The sequence below is a fragment of the Tunturiibacter gelidiferens genome (assembly GCF_013410115.1).
In the GTDB taxonomy this organism is placed as follows: Bacteria; Acidobacteriota; Terriglobia; order Terriglobales; family Acidobacteriaceae; genus Edaphobacter; species Edaphobacter gelidiferens.
Genome location: NZ_JACCCV010000002.1, coordinates 1,055,390 through 1,078,716, shown reverse-complemented (window position 1 = coordinate 1,078,716; position 23,327 = coordinate 1,055,390). Strand labels below are relative to the sequence as shown.

20 protein-coding genes are annotated in these 23,327 nt (G+C 57.9%); 13 read left to right on the top strand and 7 right to left on the bottom strand.

All coding sequences use genetic code 11. The features are described 5' to 3' along the window. The first annotated feature begins 62 nt into the window (after positions 1-62). Both rpoB and rpoC read left to right on the top strand, forming a co-directional pair. Positions 63-4,550: a DNA-directed RNA polymerase subunit beta gene (gene rpoB, locus HDF12_RS16500; RefSeq protein WP_179585101.1), complete on the top strand. Its 4,488-nt coding sequence runs from the start codon at positions 63-65 to the stop codon at positions 4,548-4,550. Between the two features lie 199 nt (positions 4,551-4,749). After that, positions 4,750-8,940 carry a DNA-directed RNA polymerase subunit beta' gene (gene rpoC / locus HDF12_RS16495; RefSeq protein ID WP_179585099.1) on the top strand — a complete coding sequence of 1,397 codons (4,191 nt, stop codon included), beginning with the start codon at positions 4,750-4,752 and terminating at the stop codon, positions 8,938-8,940. Positions 8,941-9,045: 105 nt separating this feature from the next. Here the strand turns inward: rpoC and HDF12_RS16490 are convergent, their stop codons facing one another. Next, complete coding sequence (locus HDF12_RS16490) at positions 9,046-9,516, bottom strand: hypothetical protein (protein WP_179585097.1); 471 nt, start codon at positions 9,514-9,516, stop codon at positions 9,046-9,048. 116 nt (positions 9,517-9,632) lie between these two features. Here HDF12_RS16490 and dinD point away from each other — a divergent pair, with 116 nt between their 5' ends. Next, on the top strand, positions 9,633-10,469 hold the full coding sequence (gene dinD, locus HDF12_RS16485; protein WP_179585096.1) for a DNA damage-inducible protein D: 837 nt from the start codon (positions 9,633-9,635) through the stop codon (positions 10,467-10,469). Between the two features lie 152 nt (positions 10,470-10,621). Here the strand turns inward: dinD and HDF12_RS16480 are convergent, their stop codons facing one another. The 3 genes from HDF12_RS16480 to HDF12_RS16470 all read right to left on the bottom strand — a co-directional run bounded on the left by HDF12_RS16480 (position 10,622) and on the right by HDF12_RS16470 (position 13,078). Continuing rightward, positions 10,622-11,158, bottom strand: coding sequence for a DUF417 family protein (locus HDF12_RS16480; protein WP_179585095.1), 537 nt, complete (start codon positions 11,156-11,158; stop codon positions 10,622-10,624). Positions 11,159-11,377: 219 nt separating this feature from the next. After that, positions 11,378-11,956 carry a PEP-CTERM sorting domain-containing protein gene (locus HDF12_RS16475; protein WP_179585093.1) on the bottom strand — a complete coding sequence of 193 codons (579 nt, stop codon included), beginning with the start codon at positions 11,954-11,956 and terminating at the stop codon, positions 11,378-11,380. A gap of 90 nt (positions 11,957-12,046) precedes the next feature. Next, on the bottom strand, positions 12,047-13,078 hold the full coding sequence (locus HDF12_RS16470; protein ID WP_218892488.1) for an alcohol dehydrogenase: 1,032 nt from the start codon (positions 13,076-13,078) through the stop codon (positions 12,047-12,049). 296 nt (positions 13,079-13,374) lie between these two features. On the opposite strand from HDF12_RS16470, the gene HDF12_RS16465 reads away from it, so the two are divergent. The 7 genes from HDF12_RS16465 to HDF12_RS16435 all read left to right on the top strand — a co-directional run bounded on the left by HDF12_RS16465 (position 13,375) and on the right by HDF12_RS16435 (position 18,263). Further along, positions 13,375-13,713, top strand: coding sequence for an ArsR/SmtB family transcription factor (locus tag HDF12_RS16465; protein ID WP_179585092.1), 339 nt, complete (start codon positions 13,375-13,377; stop codon positions 13,711-13,713). Beyond that, a complete protein-coding gene (locus tag HDF12_RS16460) occupies positions 13,710-14,174 on the top strand; it encodes an SRPBCC domain-containing protein (protein ID WP_179585091.1) in 465 nt (154 codons plus the stop codon). Before HDF12_RS16465 ends, HDF12_RS16460 begins: the two co-directional genes overlap by 4 nt. A gap of 142 nt (positions 14,175-14,316) precedes the next feature. Beyond that, positions 14,317-14,847 (top strand): SRPBCC family protein, encoded by a 531-nt coding sequence (locus HDF12_RS16455; protein WP_179585090.1) that lies wholly within the window; start codon positions 14,317-14,319, stop codon positions 14,845-14,847. Between the two features lie 179 nt (positions 14,848-15,026). Then, entirely contained in the window at positions 15,027-16,388 is a 1,362-nt protein-coding gene (locus tag HDF12_RS16450) for a phosphatase PAP2 family protein (RefSeq protein WP_179585088.1), read from the top strand. Further along, positions 16,282-16,779 (top strand): phosphatase PAP2 family protein, encoded by a 498-nt coding sequence (locus tag HDF12_RS16445; protein ID WP_179585087.1) that lies wholly within the window; start codon positions 16,282-16,284, stop codon positions 16,777-16,779. Before HDF12_RS16450 ends, HDF12_RS16445 begins: the two co-directional genes overlap by 107 nt. A gap of 15 nt (positions 16,780-16,794) precedes the next feature. Further along, positions 16,795-17,445 carry a pentapeptide repeat-containing protein gene (locus tag HDF12_RS16440; RefSeq protein WP_179585086.1) on the top strand — a complete coding sequence of 217 codons (651 nt, stop codon included), beginning with the start codon at positions 16,795-16,797 and terminating at the stop codon, positions 17,443-17,445. 362 nt (positions 17,446-17,807) lie between these two features. Next, positions 17,808-18,263 (top strand): hypothetical protein, encoded by a 456-nt coding sequence (locus HDF12_RS16435; RefSeq protein WP_179585085.1) that lies wholly within the window; start codon positions 17,808-17,810, stop codon positions 18,261-18,263. Position 18,264: 1 nt separating this feature from the next. On the opposite strand, the gene HDF12_RS16430 is transcribed toward HDF12_RS16435, so the two are convergent. After that, positions 18,265-18,831: a DinB family protein gene (locus HDF12_RS16430; protein WP_179585084.1), complete on the bottom strand. Its 567-nt coding sequence runs from the start codon at positions 18,829-18,831 to the stop codon at positions 18,265-18,267. A 2-nt stretch (positions 18,832-18,833) separates the two neighbouring features. Beyond that, positions 18,834-20,276: a DUF418 domain-containing protein gene (locus tag HDF12_RS16425; protein ID WP_179585083.1), complete on the bottom strand. Its 1,443-nt coding sequence runs from the start codon at positions 20,274-20,276 to the stop codon at positions 18,834-18,836. A gap of 418 nt (positions 20,277-20,694) precedes the next feature. On the opposite strand from HDF12_RS16425, the gene HDF12_RS16420 reads away from it, so the two are divergent. Further along, positions 20,695-20,871, top strand: a complete 177-nt coding sequence (locus tag HDF12_RS16420) for a hypothetical protein (protein WP_179585082.1) — start codon at positions 20,695-20,697, stop codon at positions 20,869-20,871. A gap of 113 nt (positions 20,872-20,984) precedes the next feature. Here the strand turns inward: HDF12_RS16420 and HDF12_RS16415 are convergent, their stop codons facing one another. Next, positions 20,985-21,446 carry a TonB family protein gene (locus HDF12_RS16415; RefSeq protein ID WP_179585081.1) on the bottom strand — a complete coding sequence of 154 codons (462 nt, stop codon included), beginning with the start codon at positions 21,444-21,446 and terminating at the stop codon, positions 20,985-20,987. A 627-nt stretch (positions 21,447-22,073) separates the two neighbouring features. On the opposite strand from HDF12_RS16415, the gene HDF12_RS16410 reads away from it, so the two are divergent. Beyond that, positions 22,074-22,790, top strand: coding sequence for an ROK family protein (locus HDF12_RS16410; protein WP_179585080.1), 717 nt, complete (start codon positions 22,074-22,076; stop codon positions 22,788-22,790). 136 nt (positions 22,791-22,926) lie between these two features. Then, a complete protein-coding gene (locus HDF12_RS16405; RefSeq protein ID WP_179585079.1) occupies positions 22,927-23,316 on the top strand; it encodes a DUF6979 family protein in 390 nt (129 codons plus the stop codon). The last annotated feature ends 11 nt before the right edge of the window (positions 23,317-23,327 follow it).

The window sequence follows — 23,327 nt, the reverse complement described above, 5'->3', positions numbered from 1 at the left end:
CAGCAATACGATGCAGGCAGACGCACTCGGGAGGCCTCGAAGGTCAGTTTTCAGGAGAGAGCATGTCTGGCGAGTCCAACAACAGCGAAATGCGCGCGATCCGTAGTCGTCTTGATTTTTCGAAGATCCCCACATCCATTCAGATTCCCAACCTCATCGAAGTGCAGCGCCGCAGCTACGAGCGCTTCCTGCAGATGGACAAGCTCCCGCAGGAGCGCGAGGACAACGGCCTGCAGTCGGTCTTTACCTCCGTATTTCCCATCACCGACTTCCGTAACGTCTCCGAGCTCGAGTTCGTCGACTTCTCCATCGGCAACTGGGAGTGCAAGTGCGGCTACCTCAAAGGTCTCAACCACCTGCGCACGGCCTGCACCAACTGCGGCCACATGGTCATCACCGACCCCTTCCACCCGGGCGACGTGCTCTGCAACTTCTGCGGAACATACAACAAGAACACCCCTGACTTCTGCACCAAGTGCGGCGACCCTGTCGGCCTGCAGCTGAAGTACGACCAGGCAGAGTGCGAAGAGCGCGGCATGACCTACTCTGCCCCTCTCAAGGTCACCATCCGCCTGAAGATCTACGACAAGGACCCGGAGACCGGCGTCAAGAGCCTGCGCGACATGAAGGAGCAGGAAGTCTTCTTCGGCGACATTCCGCTGATGAGCCAGAACGGCACCTTCATCGTCAACGGCACCGAGCGCGTCATCGTATCGCAGCTCCACCGTTCGCCCGGCGTCTTCTTCGAGACGGCGAACAACCGCACCTACTTCCTCGGCAAGATCATCCCCTACCGCGGCAGCTGGGTTGAGTTCGAGTACGACCAGAAGAACACCCTCTACGTCCGCATCGACCGCAAGCGCAAGTTTCTCGGCACCATCTTTCTGCGCGCGCTCGGCCTGCGTACCGACGAGGAGATCCTTAAGACCTTCTACACCGTCGACACCATCAACGTGGCCGACGGCAAGCTCAGCTGGAAGGTCGCTCCCGAGGGTCAACTCAGCAACCTGCAGGGCACCCGTCCGGCCCATGCCATCACCGTAAAGGGTGAAGAGATCGCACCGGCCACTCGCAAGATCTCCGCTCACACGATGAAGGGTCTGCGCAGTCACAAGATCGACGCAGTTGAAGTCGAGACCAGCGAGTTCGACGGCGCCATGACCGCCGCCGACGTCGTCGATCTCACCACCGGCGAGCTGCTCTACGAAGCCAACCAGGAGCTCACCGCCGACAAGCTGCACAAGATCATTCAGTCCGGCGTCACCAGCATCGAGGTCTTCTTCCCCGAGCGCGACGACGTGGGCAACATCATCACCAACACACTCCGCCGCGACTCCGTGCGCAAGCCTGAGGAAGCTCTCATCGAGATCTACCGCAAGCTGCGTCCCGGTGACCCACCGACTCTCGACACCGCCACTGCGCTCTTCGAAGGCATGTTCTTCGATCCGCGCAAGTATGACTTCTCGCGCGTCGGCCGCCTCAAGTTCAACATCAAGCTATACGAGAACCAGGATCCCTCAGGCCTCGACAAGCGCACGTTGACCCCCGAAGACTTCTACGGCACCATTCGCTACCTCCTCAAGCTGCGCAAGAACATCGGCGTGGTGGATGACATCGATCACCTTGGCAACCGCCGCGTCCGCGCCGTCGGTGAGCTGATGGAGAACCAGTTCCGCATCGGCCTCGTCCGGATGGAGCGCGCCATCAAGGAAAAGATGTCGGTCTATCAGGAGATGTCGACCGCGATGCCGCACGACCTCATCAACGCCAAGCCAGTCATGGCCGCGATTCGTGAGTTCTTCGGCTCCTCGCAGCTCTCGCAATTCATGGACCAGACCAACCCCCTGTCGGAGATCACGCACAAGCGTCGTCTCTCCGCCCTTGGGCCCGGTGGTCTCTCCCGTGAGCGCGCTGGCTTCGAAGTCCGCGACGTGCACCCCACTCACTACGGCCGCATCTGCCCGATTGAGACGCCGGAAGGCCCGAACATCGGTCTTATCTCGTCACTCTCCTGCTTTGCGCGCATCAACGAGTACGGCTTCATCGAATCGCCCTACCGTCGCGTGAAGGAAGGCCGCGCGCTCGACTACGTCTCCGTTTCGAACGCCGGCGAGTCCGGTCTGCGTCAGGGCGACTACCTCGAGATCGAAGAGGCTCGCGCCAAGAATGCAGAACTGAAGAAGGCTGGCAAGCGCACCATGGACCTCGCCCCCTTCAGCTTCTACCTCTCGGCCTGGGAAGAAGATCGCCACACCATCGCGCAGGCGAACATCGAGCTCGATGAGAAGTTGAACATCATGCAGGATGTTGTCGACGCCCGTCGTCAGGGCAACTTCGTCCTCGTCAACAAGTCTGAAGTGGACTACGTTGACGTCTCACCGAAACAGCTGGTCTCGGTCGCGGCCTCGCTCGTCCCGTTCCTCGAGCACGACGACGCGAACCGCGCACTGATGGGCGCCAACATGCAACGGCAGTCAGTTCCTCTGCTCGTCGCTGAGGCCCCGTTCGTCGGTACCGGCATGGAAGGCGTCACCGCCCGCGACTCCGGCGCCGTCATTCTGGCTAAGCGTAACGGCATCATCGACTCGGTCGACTCCGAACGCATCATCGTCCGCGTAGAAGGCGAGCATCACCCCACGCAGCTCTCGCGTGAGGTCGGTTCGGACATCTACCAGCTCACGAAGTTCAAGCGCTCCAACCAGAACACCTGCATCAACCAGAAGCCGATCGTCCGCAAGGGTGATCGCGTCGTCAAGGGTCAGGTCATCGCCGACGGTCCTTGCACCGAGCAGGGCGAACTCGGCCTCGGCCGCAACGTTCTGGTCGCCTTCATGCCGTGGCGCGGTTACAACTTCGAGGACGCGATCCTCATCTCGGAGAAGCTGGTCCGCGAGGACTACTACACCTCGATCCACATCGAGGAGTTCGAGATCGAAGCCCGCGACACGAAGCTTGGGCCGGAAGAGATCACGCGCGATATCCCCAACGTCAGCGAGCACGCACTTCGCGATCTCGACGACTCGGGCATCATTCGCATCGGCGCGAAGATCGGTCACAACGATATCCTCGTCGGCAAGGTAACGCCGAAGGGTGAAACGCAACTGACGCCGGAAGAGAAGCTTCTCCGCGCCATCTTCGGCGAAAAGGCCGGCGATGTTCGCGACGCTTCGCTCACGTGCCCTCCGGGTATCGAAGGCACCGTCGTCGACGTCCGCATCTTCTCCCGCAAGGGTCAGGAGAAGGACGAGCGCGCCAAGCAGATCGAGCAGGAGATGATCGAGAAGCTCGAGCGCAACCTCGCGGACGAGATTCGTATTCTCACCGACGAGCGCCTCAAGCGCCTCGAAGCTATTCTCGGTGCGAAGGAAGTTCTCGCCGACCTGCATGACGAGCGCACCAACAAGAAGCTGCTCAACAAGGGCGACATCCTCGACCGCGACACCATCGAGCTCATCAGCACTCGTAACCTCAAGCGCATTCGCTACGCCGACAAGGACCCCCGCGTCAACGAGCAGATCGACGAGATCGAGGAGATGACCTCACGCCAGATCGACGTTCTCCGCAAGATCACCAACGAGAAGATCGGCAAGATGCAGAAGGGCGACGAACTCTCGCCCGGCGTCATCAAGATGGTCAAGGTCTACATCGCCATGAAGCGCAAGCTCTCTGTCGGTGACAAGATGGCCGGCCGCCACGGTAACAAGGGTGTTATTGCACGTATCCTCCCTGAGGAAGACATGCCGTACCTTCCCGATGGAACTCCAGTCGAGATCGTCCTCAACCCGCTCGGCGTACCTTCCCGTATGAACGTCGGTCAGATCCTCGAGACGCACCTTGGGTGGGCTGCACACACCCTTGGCGCACAGATCGCTGAACTCGCCGCAACCATGGAGTCGGCCAACGAAGTCCGCGAGCTCTTCAAGGCGCGCTTCGCCGGTACCGCCGCTCTCAACCAGCTTCTTGACCTCGACGACGAGCAGACCCTGCGCGTTGCCGCCGGCATGAAGCGTGGCATCTGGTTCGGCACGGCAGTCTTCGACGGCGCACGCGAGACCGAGATCAAGGCGCTTCTCAAGGCCGCTGGTCTTCCCAGCTCGGGCAAATCGCAGCTCTACGATGGCATGCTCGGCGATCCCTTCGAGCAGCCCGCCACCGTCGGCTACATCTACATGCTCAAGCTGTCGCACCTTGTCGACGACAAGATCCACGCTCGTTCCATCGGACCGTACTCGCTCATCACTCAGCAGCCGCTGGGCGGTAAGGCGCAGTTTGGCGGGCAGCGCTTCGGTGAGATGGAGGTCTGGGCCCTTGAAGCTTACGGCGCCGCCTACATCCTGCAGGAGCTGCTCACCGCCAAGTCCGACGACGTCTTCGGTCGTACCAAGATCTACGAGGCCATCGTCAAGGGCGAAGCTGCCATCGAGCCAGGTGTACCCGAGTCGTTCAACGTTCTTATCCGCGAACTGCAGTCCCTCTGCCTCGACGTCGAACTGATCAAACAGGCCGACCAGAAGAAGCAGCCGCTGCCAGCCATCGCCGCAGCAGATTAGTCGATACCGCTCCACCCCAGGCACGGTCCTTCTGAATGAGGCTCACGCTCAACATTCACGAAGGGCCGGCCAAAGGGGAAGAGCAACTAAAGAGAAGCAGGCGACGGACCTAACCACCCACCGCCCAGCAGAAGTAAAGCAGCAGTAACCAGCAGCAAGGCGCAAAAAACGCCAGACACTGCACACGGAGACGCCAAATATGTTTCGCTCCAGCCCCTTTGAACTGACCGGACCCATCGCCGACTTCGACGCCATCAAGATCCAGCTCGCCAGCCCTGAGAAGATCCGCAGCTGGTCGCACGGCGAGGTCACCAAGCCGGAAACCATCAACTACCGTACCTTCAAGCCCGAGCGCGACGGCCTCTTCTGCGCCCGCATCTTCGGACCCATCACCGACTGGGAGTGCCTCTGCGGCAAGTACAAGCGCATGAAGCACCGCGGCGTCATCTGCGACAAGTGCGGCGTCGAAGTCACCCTCTCGAAGGTTCGCCGCGAGCGCCTCGGACACATCGAGCTCGCCAGCCCCTGCTCGCACGTCTGGTTCTTCAAGGGCCTTCCCTCGCGCATCGGCCACCTGCTCGACATCAGCCTGCGTGAGCTCGAGGCCGTCCTCTACTTCGAGTCCTACGTCGTCGTCGACCCAGGCGATGCGCCGGTCAAAGAGCGCGAAGTCATCAAGGACGAGACCAAGTTCCGCGAGCTCGACCAGCAGTACCGCCCCTCCGGCTTCAAAGCCATGATGGGCGCCGAGGCCATCAAGGAGCTTCTCAAGCGCGTGGAAGTCACCGAGCTCGCCATCGAGCTGCGCGAGCGCATGAAGACCGAGACCTCGCTGCAGAAGAAGCTCAAGTACTCCAAGCGGCTCAAGATCGTCGAGGCCTTCCGCAAGTCCGACAACCTCCCGCAGTGGATGATCCTCGATGTGATCCCCGTGATCCCGCCAGAGCTTCGCCCCCTCGTTCCGCTCGACGGCGGCCGCTTCGCCACGTCTGACCTGAACGACCTGTATCGCCGCGTCATCAACCGCAACAACCGCCTCAAGAAGCTGATGGACCTCCACGCACCTGAGGTCATCGTCCGCAACGAGAAGCGCATGCTGCAGGAGGCCGTCGATGCTCTCTTCGACAACGGCCGTCGTGGCCGCGTTCTCCGTGGCGCGAACAACCGTCCGCTGAAGTCGCTCTCCGACACCCTCAAGGGCAAGCAGGGCCGCTTCCGTCAGAACCTCCTCGGCAAGCGCGTCGACTACTCTGGCCGTTCGGTCATCGTCGTCGGTCCCGAACTGAAGCTGCACCAGTGCGGTCTTCCCAAGAAGATGGCGCTCGAGCTCTTCAAGCCCTTCATCTATCACCGCCTCGAGCAGACCGGCCACTGCACCACCATCAAGCAAGCCAAAGAGATGGTCGAGATGCAGGAGCCGATCGTCTGGGACATCCTCGAAGAGGTCATCAAGGATCACCCGGTTCTCCTGAACCGTGCCCCGACGCTTCACCGTCTCGGCATCCAGGCCTTCGAGCCCGTGCTCGTCGAAGGTAAGGCGATCAAGATCCATCCGCTCGTCTGCACCGCCTTCAACGCCGATTTCGACGGCGACCAGATGGCCGTTCACATCCCGCTCTCGCCTGAGGCCCAGATCGAAGCCAGCGTACTCATGCTCGCTTCGCATAACATCTTGTCCCCAGCCTCTGGGCAACCGATCACAGTCCCGACGCAGGACCTCGTCCTCGGCCTTTACTACCTCACCAAGGCAAAGGTTAACGCCAAGGGTGAAGGCCGCGTCTTCGCCAACATCGAAGAGGTCTTCATGGCCCTCGAAGCGAAGCAGGTCGAGACCCTCACCCCGATCCGTCTGCGCTACACCGGCCCTGTCCTCGACATGACCACCGCGTACGACGATCAGGACCTCACCCACACCGAGCCGGTCGAGTTCAACAAGCAGTACATCAACACGACCGTCGGCCGCGCCATCCTCAACGATGCGCTCCCCGAGGGCATGCCTTACGTCAACGGCTTGCTCAAGAAGAAGGGTATCGGCCAGCTCATCAACTACTGCTACCTGAATCTCGGCCTCGAAGTCACGGTCAAGACTCTCGACCGCGTCAAGGACCTCGGCTTCACCTATGCCACGCGCTCCGGCCTCTCTGTGGGCTTGGACGACATGGTCATCCCCGACTCCAAGTACACCGTCGTGGGCGAAGCGGAAAAGCAGGTTCTCGCCATGCAGCAGCAGTACCTCGACGGAGCCATCACCAACGGTGAGCGCTCCAACAAGGTCATCCAGATGTGGTCTGGAGTCACCGAGCGCGTCGCCGACGAGATGTTCAACAACATGAAGCGTGCCGACAAGGAAGGAGCCATGAACCCGATCTACATCATGGCCGACTCCGGTGCTCGTGGATCCAAACAGCAGATCCGCCAGCTCTCCGGCATGCGTGGTTTGATGGCCAAGCCCTCCGGCGAGATCATCGAAACCCCCATCACGGCGAACTTCCGCGAAGGTCTCACCGTGCTGCAGTACTTCATCTCGACTCACGGCGCACGTAAGGGCCTCGCCGACACCGCACTCAAGACCGCAGACTCGGGTTACCTCACCCGTCGTCTGGTCGACGTTGCGCAGGATGTCATCATCTCGCACAACGACTGCGGCACGGTCGAAGGCATCTACGTGACGCCAATCATCGAGGCGGGCGAGACCATCGAGCCCCTTCGCGACCGCATCATCGGCCGCGTCTCGCTCGAGAAGCTCAAGGACTTCGAGGGCAAGACCATCGTCGACATCAACCAGGAGATCGACGAAGATCTCGCCAGCGCCGTTCAGGCCGCGGGTATCGAGCGCGTCAAGATTCGCTCGGTCCTCACCTGCGAATCCAAGCGCGGCGTCTGCATCCTCTGCTACGGCCGTAACCTCGGCTCCGGCAAGATGGTCGAGATGGGCGAAGCCGTCGGCGTCATCGCGGCGCAGTCCATCGGCGAGCCTGGCACCCAGCTCACCATGCGTACCTTCCACATCGGCGGTACGGCATCGCGCGTATCCGACGCCTCGCACCTCGAGGCCAAGAACGTCGGCACCGTGCGCTTCATCAACCTCGTCACCGTTCGCTCCAAGGACGGCGGCCTGGTCGCCTTCAACCGCAACGGTTCGCTCGCCATCGTCGACGAGAAGGGCCGCGAGAAGGAGCGTTACGCTGTCGTCTACGGTGCCAAGCTGAAGGTCGAAGAGGGCCAGCAGGTCGTCCAGGGCACGCGCCTCGGCGAGTGGGATCCCTACACCTTCTCCCTCCTCACCGAGATCGCCGGAACCGTCCAGTTCAAGGACCTCCAGGAAGGCCTCACACTCAACGAAGAAGTCGACGAAGTCACCGGCCTCAGCCGTCTTGTCGTCACCGACTCCTCCGATGAGAAGCGTCAGCCCGCCATCATCATCAAGTCCGCTCAGGGCAACAAGCGTTACCTCATGCCTTCACGCGCTCACCTCATGGTGGCCGACGGCGACGAGATCTTCCCCGGCGACATCCTTGCCAAGATCCCACGCGAAACCACGCGTACCAAGGACATCACCGGCGGTCTCCCACGCGTCGTCGAACTCTTCGAGGCCCGCAAGCCCCGCGACCCGGCAATCATCAGCAAGATCGATGGTGTCGTTCGCTTCGGCGAAGTCTCCAAGGGTCAGCGCAAGGTCTACGTCACCGCGGACAACGGTCAGGAAGAGGAGTACAGCGTTCCCCGCGGTACTTACGTCAACGTGCAGGAAGGCGAACGCCTCCGTGCCGGTGATGCTCTGATCGACGGTCCCCGCAACCCGCACGACATTCTGGAAGTTCTCGGCGAGCGCGCACTTCAGCAGTACCTCGTCAACGAAATCCAGGAAGTCTACCGGCTCCAGGGCGTCACCATCTCCGACAAGCACATCGAAACCATCGTTCGTCAGATGCTTCGCTGGGTCAAGATCGAAGAAGTCGGTGACACCAGCTTCCTCGTCGATCAGCAGACCGACCGCTTCCGCTTCAACGCCGAGAACCAGCGCGTGTTGATGTCCGGCGGCAAGCCTGCCATCGGCCGTTCGCTCCTGCTCGGCATCACCAAGGCGTCGCTCTCGACCGACAGCTTCATCTCGGCCGCCAGCTTCCAGGAGACCACCCGCGTACTCACTGAAGCCAGCATCAACGGCTCCATCGACACGCTCCGTGGCCTCAAGGAAAACGTCATCGTAGGCCGCCTCATCCCCGCCGGAACCGGCATGGAGTACTACCGCAACGTCCAGCTCTCACCCGAACTGGAAGAAGCGGCAGCCCAGGTCCAGCAGGAAGTGGCATCCGCCATCGAAGCCGAAGAACGCGAGCTAGAGCAGATGCGCATGGAAGGCGAACAAGAAGAACTAGCCGCCGAGTAAGTACTTCGTACCGTCCTCGACGCTTCGCGTGAAAACTTAAACTGCAGCAACAAAACGGGCGGACTCGAAAGAGTCCGCCCGTTTTGTCTACCATGTGTGGCTCTCTCATTCAGGAGGTGACATCTCATCCTCATTGTCATCCAATTCCATCTTCCCAAATTTTTCAGGAAGTTCCTCGAGTTGATCCTCAATATCACCGAATTCGATCAAACCGAAAGTATTTGGGGCAGGACGGTTGAAGACTCTTCCTTTGCGGGAATAAGACCCAAGAGTTCCAACTAAAGAAACCCGACTTGAAGCGTCGATTGGTTTTCCAAGTTGCGAAAGAATATCGTTGACATGCATCGGACCGCCCTTGTCCCTCAAGAGATTTTGAATTGCGAACAATGTTGTCCCCGGACGCAGAGATGCTTCCGCGTCGACTGCCTTGGAATGTTCAACCTCTTTGGGAAGAAGTTTTATTGAGTCTTGTAGCGCTTGGATGTATGCATTAGACTCCCTAATGCGCATCTCCAACTCTCTGATTTCATTCTGCTTTCTTTCGACTAGTTTTTGGAAATTCTCACGTATGCCCATGGGTATCTCCTCGCAAATTCATTATGGCATGGTAATAATGGGAAATTGTGGGAAAGTGTACAAACGTTTTGCCCTCTTGAGGTGTACCATCAGAAAGATAGGAGTGCTTGACCATCATGGCAGAAGACTTAGATGAAATCGTCAATTCGCTGGACAATCTAAAGAAAACCGCCGCAAATCAAGAAAATTACTGGATGGCCCGCGATCTGCAAATAATTCTTGGATACAAAAACTGGGAAAATTTCGAGAAAGTAATTGAAAAGGGAAAGATAGCGTGCGAAGGGTCAGGAGTGAAAGCTGGATATCACTTCCTTGAGTCCAAGAAGATGATCGAAGCCGGAAAGGGAGCAAGGGTAGAAAGGGCAGACTGGTATCTCACCCGTTATGCCTGTTATCTGATCGCAATGAATGGCGAATCCTCCAAACCCGAGATAGCAAAGGCTCAAACTTACTTCGCGGTGCAGACTCGTCTCCAAGAGATTCACGCTGAGGAAGATCAAGACGTAGAGCGAATCAAACTTCGTGAGCGTGTTCGCACTAATAATAAGACGCTTGCCGGAGTGGCAAAGGAATGTGGAGTACAGCGCTTTGGGATCTTCAACGACGCCGGTTATAGAGGCTTATATGGAATGGGAATCGCTGATATTAAGCGTGTAAAAGGAATTGCTGAAAAAGACAGCGTCCTCGATTTCTCGGGGAGAGCTGAACTGGCTGCGCACGACTTCCGAATTACCCAGACTGAATCAAAGCTTAAAAGGGAACAGATTTCCGGCGAACATCGCGCCACAGAAGCACATAAGATAGTTGGACAAGAGGTCAGAGAAGCCATTAGGCGTGTCGGGGGGACAATGCCGGAGAAACTACCCAAAGAGACCAATATAAAAACCCTGATATCTGCGCAAAAGAAAGCGCTTAAATCGAGTGCTAAAAAGCACCCGAAACAATTGTCTTAAATCCATTTGAACGGGCGGGTGGCTCACACACCCTTAGTCTTGCTAATTTGAACCAACCACAAAAGATCGGGTGCCCCATCCTTCGCGCACTTGCGAAGGGGGGAGTGTAATCAGCTCAGGACTCCGAGATTCATCAATTTCCCCGTAGACCATCATCTCTGATTCTCAGCCATGATCGCTTTTCGGCCATAGTAGCTGATCAGATAGAACGCAACTCCGAAAGCGATAATGTCCTTGAAGAGAAACAGGCCAGTGTTGTTCATGTAGTGGATGCCGTTCACCACGGCGGTGTCATCCGGAGTCGTGATCAACATGGTGGTTGTCGTGAAGAACATGCCGACTAGAATGATCCCGCCCAGAATGCCTGCTTTCGGCTTGAAGTAGCCAATGATCAGCAGGATTGCTGCAGTCCATTCCGTGAGCCCGATCATGTCCCCCAAAATATATGGTCCAAAGTGATTGAACTGCCAACTGGTCAATGGGCTGTTACTGACAAGCGGGATGATGCCCTCTGCTCCCGGTACTGTCATCTTGAATTTCCCCGCCCACAGCAACATCACGATCATTCCAACACTGCAAATAAGGAAAGGGATATTTCGATTTGCGACAAACGCCGCGATCTTTGTTAGCACACTCTTCGCCTGTATTTCGTTATCGCCCCATGCCCCAGTCGGTGTGGTTTCAGCCATAAAAAGACTCCCTAATGTAAGGTCATCATCGAGCAGATGGCCCACATCTAAAAGTCTATATCTGGCCCTACATCTCGATTGTGAGATGTGGGCATTCACGCCACGCTAGCACCGCTTCTCTTGGCAGAACCTAAATGTTCGCCAGCCCAACTGCGCGTACCAAATGATTCGCGAGCCACCCGTCGCGAGTGTTAGCGCAGTCCGCAGGAGCCGCCGCCGCTAGGAAGCTCTTCGGGCAGCTCGCATGCGGCTGAAGCCAATTTGCAAGAGACCGGCAAGGCCGGTACCGAGCAGGACAAGGCTCGACGGCTCAGGTGTGGCCTCACCTCCCGTCACCACGAAGTCGAGCGAGGTAATCTCCTCGACCACCTCTGTCTGGTCCCCGCCGATAGAATCGCGAACGCCGCTGCCATAGCAGGTCGTTGTTACGAAGGTAGGCACCGCCCCGGTGCCGGCGAGAGGGGGGATGTCCTGGCAGGTACCGTCGATTTCGAAATCGTAGATGAAATTTGGTCCAAAGTTGGTGAACGCGAGCGAGCCGCCAAAGAAATCCACTGTGTCGAAGCTGCTCGGGCTCGGAAACTCGGGCGACTGAATGAGGGGATACAAGAAATCAAACTGGTAATTTGGGTGGAGATAGAAGAACACCTTGTCCGGATCGAACGAGAAGGTGGTCGAGCCCGTGTCGTCGAAGTTGTGGTAGACGAAGTTGACGGTAACCGTCACGAGTGGATCGGCCTGAGCCGCAAGGCAACCGCCAAAAACCAGTAGACACAGAAGACAAAGGGATCGACGCATGAACGCCTCCTAAATTCCTCTTCTAAGGCACGTCTACACTAGCCCCGAATTAGCCCCAGGTCAATGGATGAATTCAGGACCTCGGTCACGCTACATCGTCAGCACCACGCGAAACTGTGCATTCCCGCTCATCATCCGCGCATAAGCCTCGGTTGCTTTTTCGAGCGGATAGGTTTCAATCATGGGCCGCACGCCGGTCAGCTCTGCGAAGCGCAGTGTGTCCTCGGAGTCAGTTGGTGTTCCCGAAGCCCACCCTTGAATCGTTCGGCTAGAAGTGATGAGCTGTATTGGCGTGACCTCAATGGGATCGAAGCTGGCACCAATCACCATAAGCTTGCCGTTCGGCCCCAGCCCATTGATCAACTCAGACATCGCCTTCGAACTCGGAGCGGTCGCCAAAATCACCTTTGCCCCGCCCAGCTTTTGTAACTCCTCGGCAGCGTTCGTCGCTTTGCTGTCGATGTACACATTCGCTCCAAGCTTCTTCGCAAGCGCCGCGTTCTCCGGTCCACGCCCGATCGCCGCAACGTTATAGCCAAACTTGCTCGCAAACTGAATCCCAAGGTGACCCAGACCGCCGATACCCTGAACCGCAACGAGGTCACTGGGCAGCGCACCGCTGTGCCGCAGCGCGTTGAAGGTAGTAATCCCCGCGCAGAGCAATGGCGCCGCTTCAACGTCACTCAGACTATCCGGCATCGCCACCAGAGCCTCCACGGGAGCAACCATGTACTGCTGATATCCGCCGTCATAGCTGATGCCCGGAATCTTCATATTCGAACAGTTTCCAAAATCACCACGCCGACACGAGAGACACGAGTTGTCATGGCCGCCATGCCAGCCCACACCGACACGCTGTCCCTTCTTCCACCCCGAAACACCCGAACCCACCTCATCGATGACGCCGGCCACCTCATGTCCGGGAGCGCGCGGATACTGAATTCCAGGCCACGCGCCTTCTTTCGTCAGCGAATCACTGTGACAAACGCCGCAGGCCAGCACCTTGATCCTTATATGCCCCGCATCTGGGTTAGGAATCGCACGCTCCACAATCTGAAAATCTCCGCCGGCCGCGGAAACTTGAGCCACCTTCATCGTTGCTGCTGCGACGGCTGTTGCCATAAATCCTCCTGAGCTTTCAATCACGATGTTGGAAAAAGCTTGCTGGTGGTGCATTGACCTCTTCGCTGCCTACGTCCATTCGCGCGAGCAGGTCATCGCACAAAACTTCGACGGCGGGTAGCCCACCTTGGTTTCATCAATTTCCACCAACCAGAAATAATCGGGTGCCCCATCCTTCGCGCACTCTCCAAAGGGTGAGATGGAAAACAGCCGGAGCCACCCGTCAATAGCGACTCTCCGCATATGATGAAACTTAAATCTTGACAATAAGTTATTACTTATATAAGTTATAACCTATGAATGGCCTCGACACAAAGTTCTCCGCCTTAGCTGACCCAACTCGCCGGGCGATTCTGGCGCGGCTCTCACTGGGCGAGGCCACGGTCAATGAACTGGCACGTCCCTTCGAGATGTCGCAACCGGCGATATCGCAACATCTCAAAGTGCTCGAAGATGCTGGGCTGATCATGCGACGGGTGGAAGGCACAAAGCGCCCCCGTCGTCTCGCGAAGGAGGGAATCGAAGCGATGAATCAATGGCTTGGAATGCTCCGCACTGCGCTTGAGAAGAACTACGACCGGCTGGACGGAGTTCTGGCCGCTATCGACACAAAGAAGAGAGGAGAGATGCGATGAGCAAGATGACGTTGAAGACGGAAGGCGATACCCATGTGATTGTGACGAGGCGCTTTGATGCGCCGCCGGAAGCGCTGTATCGCGCGCACACCGATCCGAAGTTGTTACAAAAGTGGCTGCTCGGCCCTGAAGGCTGGAGCATGCCTGTCTGCATCAACGACGCGAAGCCTGGAGGGAAGTTCCGCTACGAGTGGACCAACGGCAAAGGCGCCGGATTCCACATAACGGGTGAGTACCTTGAACTGAACCCTTTCAGCAGAATCGTCCACGTCGAACGGATGCACCTGCCGGATCCAACGCCGGACAACCACATTGAAACCACCTTCGACCGCGACGGCGAAGGAACCTTGATGACAATCAGGATGACTCTACCCGATGAGAAAACGCGAGCAACGATGCTGGCGACAGGCATGGAACACGGTATGGAAGCAAGCTACGTGCGCCTCGAAGCAATGATCTAGCGTGCCTGCTGTGCGGAACCAAACGTAAGCGAAAAACAAGCTACGCCGGGTGCCCCATATCTCGACTCCGAGATGTGGGCATTCGCGCTGGCGCGAACCGTCTTTCCACTTCTATACTGGCGGCTCACTCCCGGGAGCCACTATGTTCAAAGCAATCGGCCTCATCGTTGTTCTGGCTGTCGCTGCAATCCTTCTCCTCGCGCTCACCAAGCCGAGCAGTTTCCGAGTCGAGCGCTCCACCACCATCGCCGCTCCGCCCGAAAAGATCGCCGCCCTCATCAACGACTTCCATCAATGGAACGCGTGGTCGCCCTGGGCGCACCTCGATCCCATCATGAAGACCACCTACTCTGGCCCATCCAGTGGCGTCGGCTCCGTCTACGAGTGGGAAGGGAACAGCAAAGTAGGCAAGGGCCGCATGGAGATCCTCGCCATCGAACCCACAAAGACCACCATCAAGCTCGACTTCCTCAAGCCCTTCGAAAACCACAACACCGCCGACTTCGTGCTCGAACCGGAAGGTTCCACCACCCGCGTCAACTGGATCATGAACGGCCCGCTCAGGTTCTTCCCGGGCAGAGTGATGAGCGTCTTTACCTCAATGGACAAAGTGATCGGCCCCGACTTCGACAAGGGGCTCGCCAACTTGAAAGCCGCCGCCGAACATCCGTAATCAGAGGCTTCAAAGAGGGCTCGCCCCGTAGCTCACAACATTAATTCAGCCCGGCTGTCCTGATTGCGAAGCGCCATTTTTTGGTGCAACTCTGTTTTTTCGATTGTGCCTTGCCCAGGCCGGTGCTACAACGTCGCATGCTTGACATAACTAGTATCCCGCCTTCCTTACAGGATCTCGTGTCCTCGCATGCCAACCCTCAACCCAACCTCAACCAACATAACCGCCGCAAGTTCCTGAGTCAGATCGGGGGAACACTGGCCGCCGGCGCACTCGCATCCCCTGTCTTCGCGTCGGCGCAGTCCGGCTCCGAAGAGGCTCCCTCATCGGCGAAGGTTCAGACTACCGCGAGCGGCTTCGGCATACCAAGCAATCCGCGGGTCCAGGCATCGTTTGCGATCCGTCTCAACGCGGCGATCGCTCAGGCTCTTGTTCCAATTCCTTCCCATCAAACCAACGGCGATCAGCAGCGTTATCCCGACGGTTCGGCCACCTACACTAAAGTTGTCCTTCAGGATTCGATCGGCTTGGTAAACCCCGCCGCTTATCGAACCTTCACGACCGCTCTGGCCAGCGGCAAACCATCGGACTTCGAGAACATCATCATTGGTGGAACCCGCACTCTGAACGGGCCACAGGGCGGCTTAGCCTTCACGCTCGAGGGAACAGACTCGCATCAATTCGGCAGTTCACCCTCTCCTCACAACCAGGAGACCGAAGTCGTCGTTCCAGCGCCGCCAGCCTTCTCCAGCCCCGCCTGGGGTACCGAGCTCACCGAGCTCTACTGGTGCTCGCTGCTGCGCGACACAGCCTTCACCGATTACCAAACCAGCCCCGTAGCCGCCGCGGCCTGCGCCGAGCTGACCAGCATGCCCAGCTACGCCGGGCCGCGAACGCATTCCGGTCAGGTCACACCCAATCTGCTCTTCCGCGGCTCCTACCCAGGCGAGACACTTGGGCCCTATATCTCGCAGCTGATCATCACACCCAGCTTCTTCGGACCCTTGCCCCTCACCAATCAGTACATAACCTATCAGGCCGGTCTCAACTACATGCTGGATCCCGATTCATTCCTGCAAGTCCAGAACGGGATCAATACAGGCCTCACCAATCAAGCGGACCCCAACGTTCGCTTCCTGCAAAACGGCCGTGGACTCGCCGCGTGGACCCACGTCGACGTGCTCTTTCAGGCATACTTCGTCGCGTTTCTCGTCATGAACACCCTCGGCGTACCCCTCAATCCAGGCAATCCCTACGCAACCTCCCGCACCCAAAATGGATTCGACACACTAGGTGGCCCGGACATCTCCGCCACCATCGGCGAAGTAGCAGCGCGTGTTCTCGACACGGTCTGGTATCAAAAGTGGTTCGTTCATTTGCGTCCACGGCCTGAGTCCAGCGGCGGCATCGCCTACCTCACCAGGACGAACCCAGTTGGGCAGCCTTCAGGCCAGGCTGAACAACAACTTCCTCAACTCGCAGGCCCTCCAGGCGAGCTATGCCGCCTACAACAGCTGGTTTCTCTCGCAAGCCTTTCCTGAGGGATCGCCCGCTCACCCCGCCTACCCCACCGGTCACGGCACTGTCGCCGGGGCTTGTATCACCGTTCTCAAGTTCTTCTACGATGGAAACTTCGTCATCCCCAACCCACAGGTGCCTGCACCAGACGGTCTTTCGCTCAACCCCTACACAGGCCCTGACGCAGGTAGTCTCACCATCAACGGCGAGCTCAACAAACTCGCGCACAACATCACCTTCGGCCACGGCATTCACGCCGGCATCCACTGGCGCAGCGACAGCGACGATTCGCTCCGCCTCGGAGAGGCCTTCGCCATCAGCTTCCTGCAGGACAAGATTCGCGTCTACAACGAAAAACTAACGGTGCATCTCACCAAGCTGGACGGGTCCATCGCCACCATCTCCAATCAGTGAGGATATTCTGGAAGCATGGCGACGAAGACCAAGGGCCGCATCGCCCCGCAGATAGAGTTTGATCTACTCACGGAGACTTTTACCGAGCAGTTCGAATCCGGGCAGGTAAGCGACGCCACAGGGTCAGACATGGCTTTGCCTCCGCTTCTAAGTCCGCGCGGACAACCCGCGAGAATCGATCGCTGTCTTCTAAACTCCGTCTCGCTGGCTGATCCAACAGCACACGGGCTGCACTTGCACGACTCCCGCATCGAAAGCTCCGATCTGGCGAACGGTGACCTGAAGGCAAGCTCCATCGAGCGCGTGGAGTTCGTCTCAACGAGACTCACCGGCGCTATCTTCACCGATGCCCAACTGAAGAGCGTCCTCTTCAAAGAGTGCAAGCTGGACTTCGCTCTCCTGCGAATGGCGCGCCTTCAACACTGCGTCTTCGAGAACTGCAACCTGACCGATGCAGACTTCTACAGCGCCGATCTGTCCGGCACCATCTTTCGCGACTGCGACCTCAGCCGCGCGGACCTGTCACACGTGAAGCTCATTGGTGCGGATATTCGCGGCTGCCGGCTCGACGGCCTTCGGGGGACACCAGCCACCATGAGCGGTCTCACCATCAGCTCAGACCAAGCTGCCCTGCTAATAACCCTTTTTGATGTCCAGGTGAAATGACGACACGTCAAACCGGCGCAACCAATTCGTCGAGCGATGTAGAACAGCGACGCCACACCGTAATGTCCCGCATCACAAGCCACTGAGAGATGACAATCAGGGAAGGATGCTCTGGCTCCTGCATCAGTCAAGAACATCGTGATGGTTCACAGCGCATTTGCGGACGGTTCAAGCTGATCGAAGGTCATCCCGCTCTCCGCGCTTTGGGTCCACCTCCTCAGTCGAGACAGCCGCAGTCCAAGTGGTACCTTGTATCAACCTTGCAGTGTGTTATCTATAGAGACCTGCCACCCAAGCCGAGTTTGGTCTAGTGTGCACGTGCTACCGGGAAGCGCAGTGCACTGCGAGTCGAGGATACTTCCATGACCTTTAGCCCCAGGTACATCTTTCAACCCTCCGCAAAATACGATGGCGTCCGCCCCATCAACATCTATCTCCTGCGCCTGCTCTACATCCTGATGTTCTTCGTGCTGGGCAAAGAAACCTGGACCCACATCCTCACTCATCAGGGACCGTGGGAGCCAATGGATGCCGTCGCGTGGTGCCTCTGGACAGCCTTCGCCACCCTGGCTGGCCTGGGAATCATTCGCCCTCTCAAGATGCTGCCGATCGTGCTGCTCGAGGTCTTCTACAAAGTCATGTGGCTCATCGTAGTGGCGTACCCACTCTGGTCGAAGGGCACGTTGGCGGGTTCATCAGCCGAAGGCACCACCTCCGCGTTTCTGTGGGTCATACTCCCCATCGTCGCAGTTCCGTGGGGATACGCGTTCCTGACTTACGTCTACAACCCAAAAAAACTACTGCAGGCAACCACATGATCTAAGAACCGTAGCCGGGACCGCGAGGCCACCCGCACTCTCTCCAAAGCTTCTCCCAGTTCCAGATCCCGTCCGACGCCTCATACGGCAACGCAAATCCCATCTGATGCGCGAGCATGCACACCTGACCACGATGGTGAGCTTCGTGAGCAAGCATGTAGCAAAGCATCTCCACGCCAGCCGGCCACTCCGGAGCCCACCCGTCCCGGCGAAACTTCTCGATGCGGCCGCCCTCACCACCCAGCGCTTCAGCCAGCATCTCCTCGCAGCGAGCGGCGCTCTCGGCCAATCCCTCACGAGCCTGCTGCGGCGTGCAGTGCGCGCGGTTCAGTTGTAGTGGAACCTTCAGATGCGGAGCCGTAAGCCTGACCCACTTGCAGCGGACGTTATGCACGTGCGTGAAGATCGCTGCAATGGTGCGAGCCTTATCCGGCGGTTTGGCCGGCGGCTTGGCTCTCCACGCCGCAGGATCAAGATGTTCGATCAGCATCTGGTTCATGCGATCGTTGGCCGCAAACATCTGAACTGGTACCCGGCCAAGCTGCGTGCGAACCTCGTGTTGACGCATGGTCAAACAGTAGCGTCGGCAACCACCGGCGCCGGAGCCACCGCCCGAATCCGCATCGGCTGCCGCTTCCAGTACGTCAGCGAACGCCACACCCACTCCATCGGACCAAACTCAAAGTACCGCAGCCAGATCGAGCTGAACGCCATATTGAAGATCCACATTCCCAGCACCGCATAGTAGATCTTGTAGTACTCCACATAGCCGTACCAGTGCCAGGCGCCCCACACGAAGATCGTCTTCATCGTGATGCTCGTCAGCAGATAGTTCGACAGCGCCATCTGTCCGACCGATGCGATCCGTGCCAGCAGCCACTTGAACACTCCCGTCTTCAACAGAATCAGCAGCAGCGCAGCATTCCCCAGCGCTCCTGCAATCCTCCCTATGTCATATGGAGCCTGCATCCAGATCAGAGTTTTGAACATGTCGAAGTGTCCCGCCCATGCCTTCCACGCGCCAACCCCCGTCACAGCCCAGCCTACCCCGAGTCCGATCACCGCGATCCACGCGTACGTCTTCAAGCTTAAGCGGCCCGGCAAAAAACCATTCTTGTACAGCGCCATGCCAAGAAGCATCAGCCCGACCCAGTCGCCGAACCCGAAGTAAGCGCCCTTCAACTCGCCCATCAACACATTCCCAGCCACGTGCCCCTGCGCCTTCAAATACCCCTTCTGCATCGCGGCGATATCTTCGTACTTCTTCTTGTCCGGAGCACGCCATCTGTCCTGCGTGCTCTGCCACTTCTTCAGATCGCCGATCTCATCCTCAGTAAGCGTCTGGTGTTGCGCCAGCTTCGCATTGGCCTTCGCCGCGGCCTGCTTCGCGCTGTATGCGCTTCCGTACTGCCCCCCCATCATCAGCACGGAGTTGAGAAACAGAATGACGCCCGCCGTCCACATCAGGCGCTTCACCCGAACATTGCGGAAGGGAAACAGAAACAGCAACGCCGCCACGCCGTAGTAAAACAGGATGTCGCCGTCCCAGATCAGGTAACCGTGAATCATCCCGATCAGCACCAGCCATATGTTCCGCCGCGTAAAGATGTCGGCCGCCTTGATCCCTGCTCCTCGCGCCAGCGCCCGCTCCGTCAGCAGGATCACACCCGCCCCAAACAGCATGGAAAACAGCGCACGCATCTTGCCCTCGGCAAAGATCCAGCGCAGAAACCACACAGTCGTATTGATCTTCCAGTGCGGTCCATCGAACACCGGTTTCACCGTGCTCAGAGGATACGCATAGTTACGAAATCCATAAGCGAATTCACAGATGTTCATCACCAGGATGCCCATCAGCGAAAAGCCCCGCAGCACATCCATGCTGCTTATCCGCTCCCCGCGCGCTACTGGCCTCGTGGCGCTCAGTTCAGCGTGCGCCGGTCCAGCCAACTCCTCGGCAGCCCCGGGAGCGATCATGCCCTCATCAACACCCACTCCAGCAACACTCGCCATGCTTCCCTCCGGGGAGCACTCGCAGGTCCTCTCGGCCCAGGCCGCGCGCGTCGATTCATCGCATTTTCACCCGAAGTATCCCACCCCGCACTCCCGCCAATCAAGCGAAATCGCTTGCCACAGCCCCAGAGCCGCCATTTCAGGTCCGGAACCCACCAGTGAAAAGCCTCTCGCCACCAACGAAGCGCAACCGGTTCGCACCCCCATCCGTGGACGAAAATAAATTCGACAAAACTGGCGTATTTTTTATCTAGCATCTTGATGGTATTGATTCACCACGTTTACCACGCATCCCACCGCGATCACACCGTCAAAAGACCTCACGCAGCCGTCACGTTTTCGCAAAAACCCCCGCGAAATACACCCTTTCAGCACCTATAAAAAAACGCGGACCTCCACATTCTGCATCCAACCACCCATGGCCTCCTCCCCCACCCCGCCGCCTGAGAAGAGACAAGCCTTCTGCAGCCCCATCCTGCTGATCGTCATCGCCTGCGTCATCGCTGGAGCGATCGCGGTCTTCCTTGTCTTGCGCCCAAATCCCAATGGCAAAGGGCAGAGCAGCCCCACCGCCACTCCAGCCTCCCAACAATAACGCCTCTTCTTGCAACGCAAAAAAGGCAGACTCTAAAGAGTCTGCCTTTCAGCTTGAACCAGGCCCACATCAACGATCTCCGCTGAAGGGAGGGCTGTCAGTCAAACAGGGAACTAACGGGCTCCACGCAGAACAACCGCCAGATTGACCGGAACCGCAGTAGGCTGGTCATCCAGTGTGCCCGGAGTGAAGCGATACTGACTGACCGCAGCCAGAACGTTACGGTCCATCACTGGGTTGACCGACTGAACGATCTTTAGATCCGTCGGCTTACCGCTCGGGTCGACCGTCATCGCAACAACAGCGGTTCGCTCAAACTGGGTCGTTGGAGCGAAGTCGGCGTCCGATTCGACCGCGACGGTGTAAATCAACTTGGGAACATTGACTCCGGTGGAGATCCGAACAGGAGCCGCGGTTGTAGAGGAACCGCGATCGGACTCAGCGCCGGCAAACGGTGCGGCAACCAGCTCAGCGCGCAGGTTGGCGGCAGAGGTCTGGGTTTTTGCAGGCGAATTTGCCTGAGCGTGAAGCAACATGGGGGACAGGGCGAGAGTGGCCACAATGATTCGACGCATATTATCAATTCCTAGGGCATATGTGCCCATCACCACAATAAACCAAATAAAATACGACTGTCAATAAAAATGTCTTAAAAATGTAAACCAATTGTATTGAGAGACTTATTCGGATAGAAAATATGCAAACGAAAAGATTCATAATGTCTTCATTAATTTAGATTCGCTTTGTTTTCGCTTTGACTATTGGGAGAACTACCGAAAACCCTTTGTAGCGCTACCCACAGAACCCGCCACTTTTTTACAGAGGCAAAGACATGGGCAAACTTCCCTGTAAAAATGGCTGTCAACCCCCAAACGCGCTAAAACCCGCGTCCAGTAAGGCTTTTGGCGTGGCGTATAAGTTATGTCCCATCCTGTAAAATTGAAATTAGGTTCTAGGGTGAAGGACCGAATACGTCGAGTGTTGGTGACCAAGGCTATAACCCCAATGGAATGACGTTTTTGCCTATAAGTCCTTTGCTATGTTAATTTTAGAGAGAGGCTAAATTGTAAGTGGCTGAAAAAGCGATACTTGAGTGGTATAACCCCCCCAGGGGGTACCCCCCGGAAGTCTGGAGCGTCCGTTTTGATCACCTTCCGCCAAAGTATCCAAAGGTATCCGCAACGCTGCTAACATCCAATTCAATGAAAGTTCTGGTCATCGACATCGGGGGCACCAACATCAAGGTTGCCTCGACCGACATGCGCGTCCCTATCAAGATCCCCTCCGGTCCCACCATGACCGCTGAACAAATGACCCAAGACGTCCTCGCCGCCACCGCCGGATGGACCTACGACTGCGTCTCCATCGGCTACCCTGGTCCGGTCGTCCACCATCGTCCGATCGCCGAACCCCATAACCTCGGCGGAGGCTGGATCGATTTTCCATACGAGAAGGCATTCGGCAAGCCCCTCCGCTTCATTAACGACGCCGCGATGCAGGCTCTCGGCGGTTACAAAGGAGGGCGCATGCTCTTCCTCGGCACCGGCACCGGCCTAGGCTCGGCAATGATCTTCGATGGCGTCATCATCCCGCTCGAACTCGCTCATCTGCCTTACAAAAAAGGGCTGACCTACGAACAGTACATCGGTCTCGTGGGCCTCGAACGTCGCGGAGTCAAGCGCTGGAGAAAGTCCGTCCTCGACATCATTAGCCGCCTCAAGGCCGCGATGGTCTGCGACACCGTGCTCCTCGGCGGTGGCAACGCCAAGATGATGAAGTCCCTGCCCAATCATGTGATTCTGGGCGCGAACACAAACGCGATAGACGGCGGCATCAAGCTCTGGCAAGACACCGCACTTGACCCATCAGGCACCGGCCCGACGAAACAAAGTTCGACCAAGCCAACTTCAAAGACCTGACCAGACCGGGAGCGTCGCAGGACGATTCGGCAATCGATCGTCAGGTTTGGGCGAGACCGCCTCGGCAGCACGATCGCGTGCGAGCGGCGATCACGCCTGCTACCGGATCTGAAACAATCCTCACAGGAGAGATACTATGGCGAACAAATACGGCGAGGCCGCTCTGATCGCGGCCCGCATGGATACCTACGGCAAATCGATCACGCCCGCAGCTCGCTGGGACCAGGCGACCGCAAAACTCTATCCGACCAGCCCCTCGGCCCAGCGAAAGGGTGGCCCCCGGTTCGCCTTCCTCAGTCTTTGTGAAGCCGGCCTGGTAAAGGGAATTCCTGCCGGGCAATATGCTCCATCCAACAAGGCCAAGGCCTATGCTCTTCGTGCCGTAGCGCTTCTCAACGCAGGCACCCACAAGACTGTCTCTACGCTCTGGGCTGAGGTCACCGACGGCGAAGACATCGCGCACAACAGCCAGATGGACGTGGTCCTGGCTCTTTGGAAGAACGATCTGATCGTCCGCAGTGCCTAAGTCGTCATTCG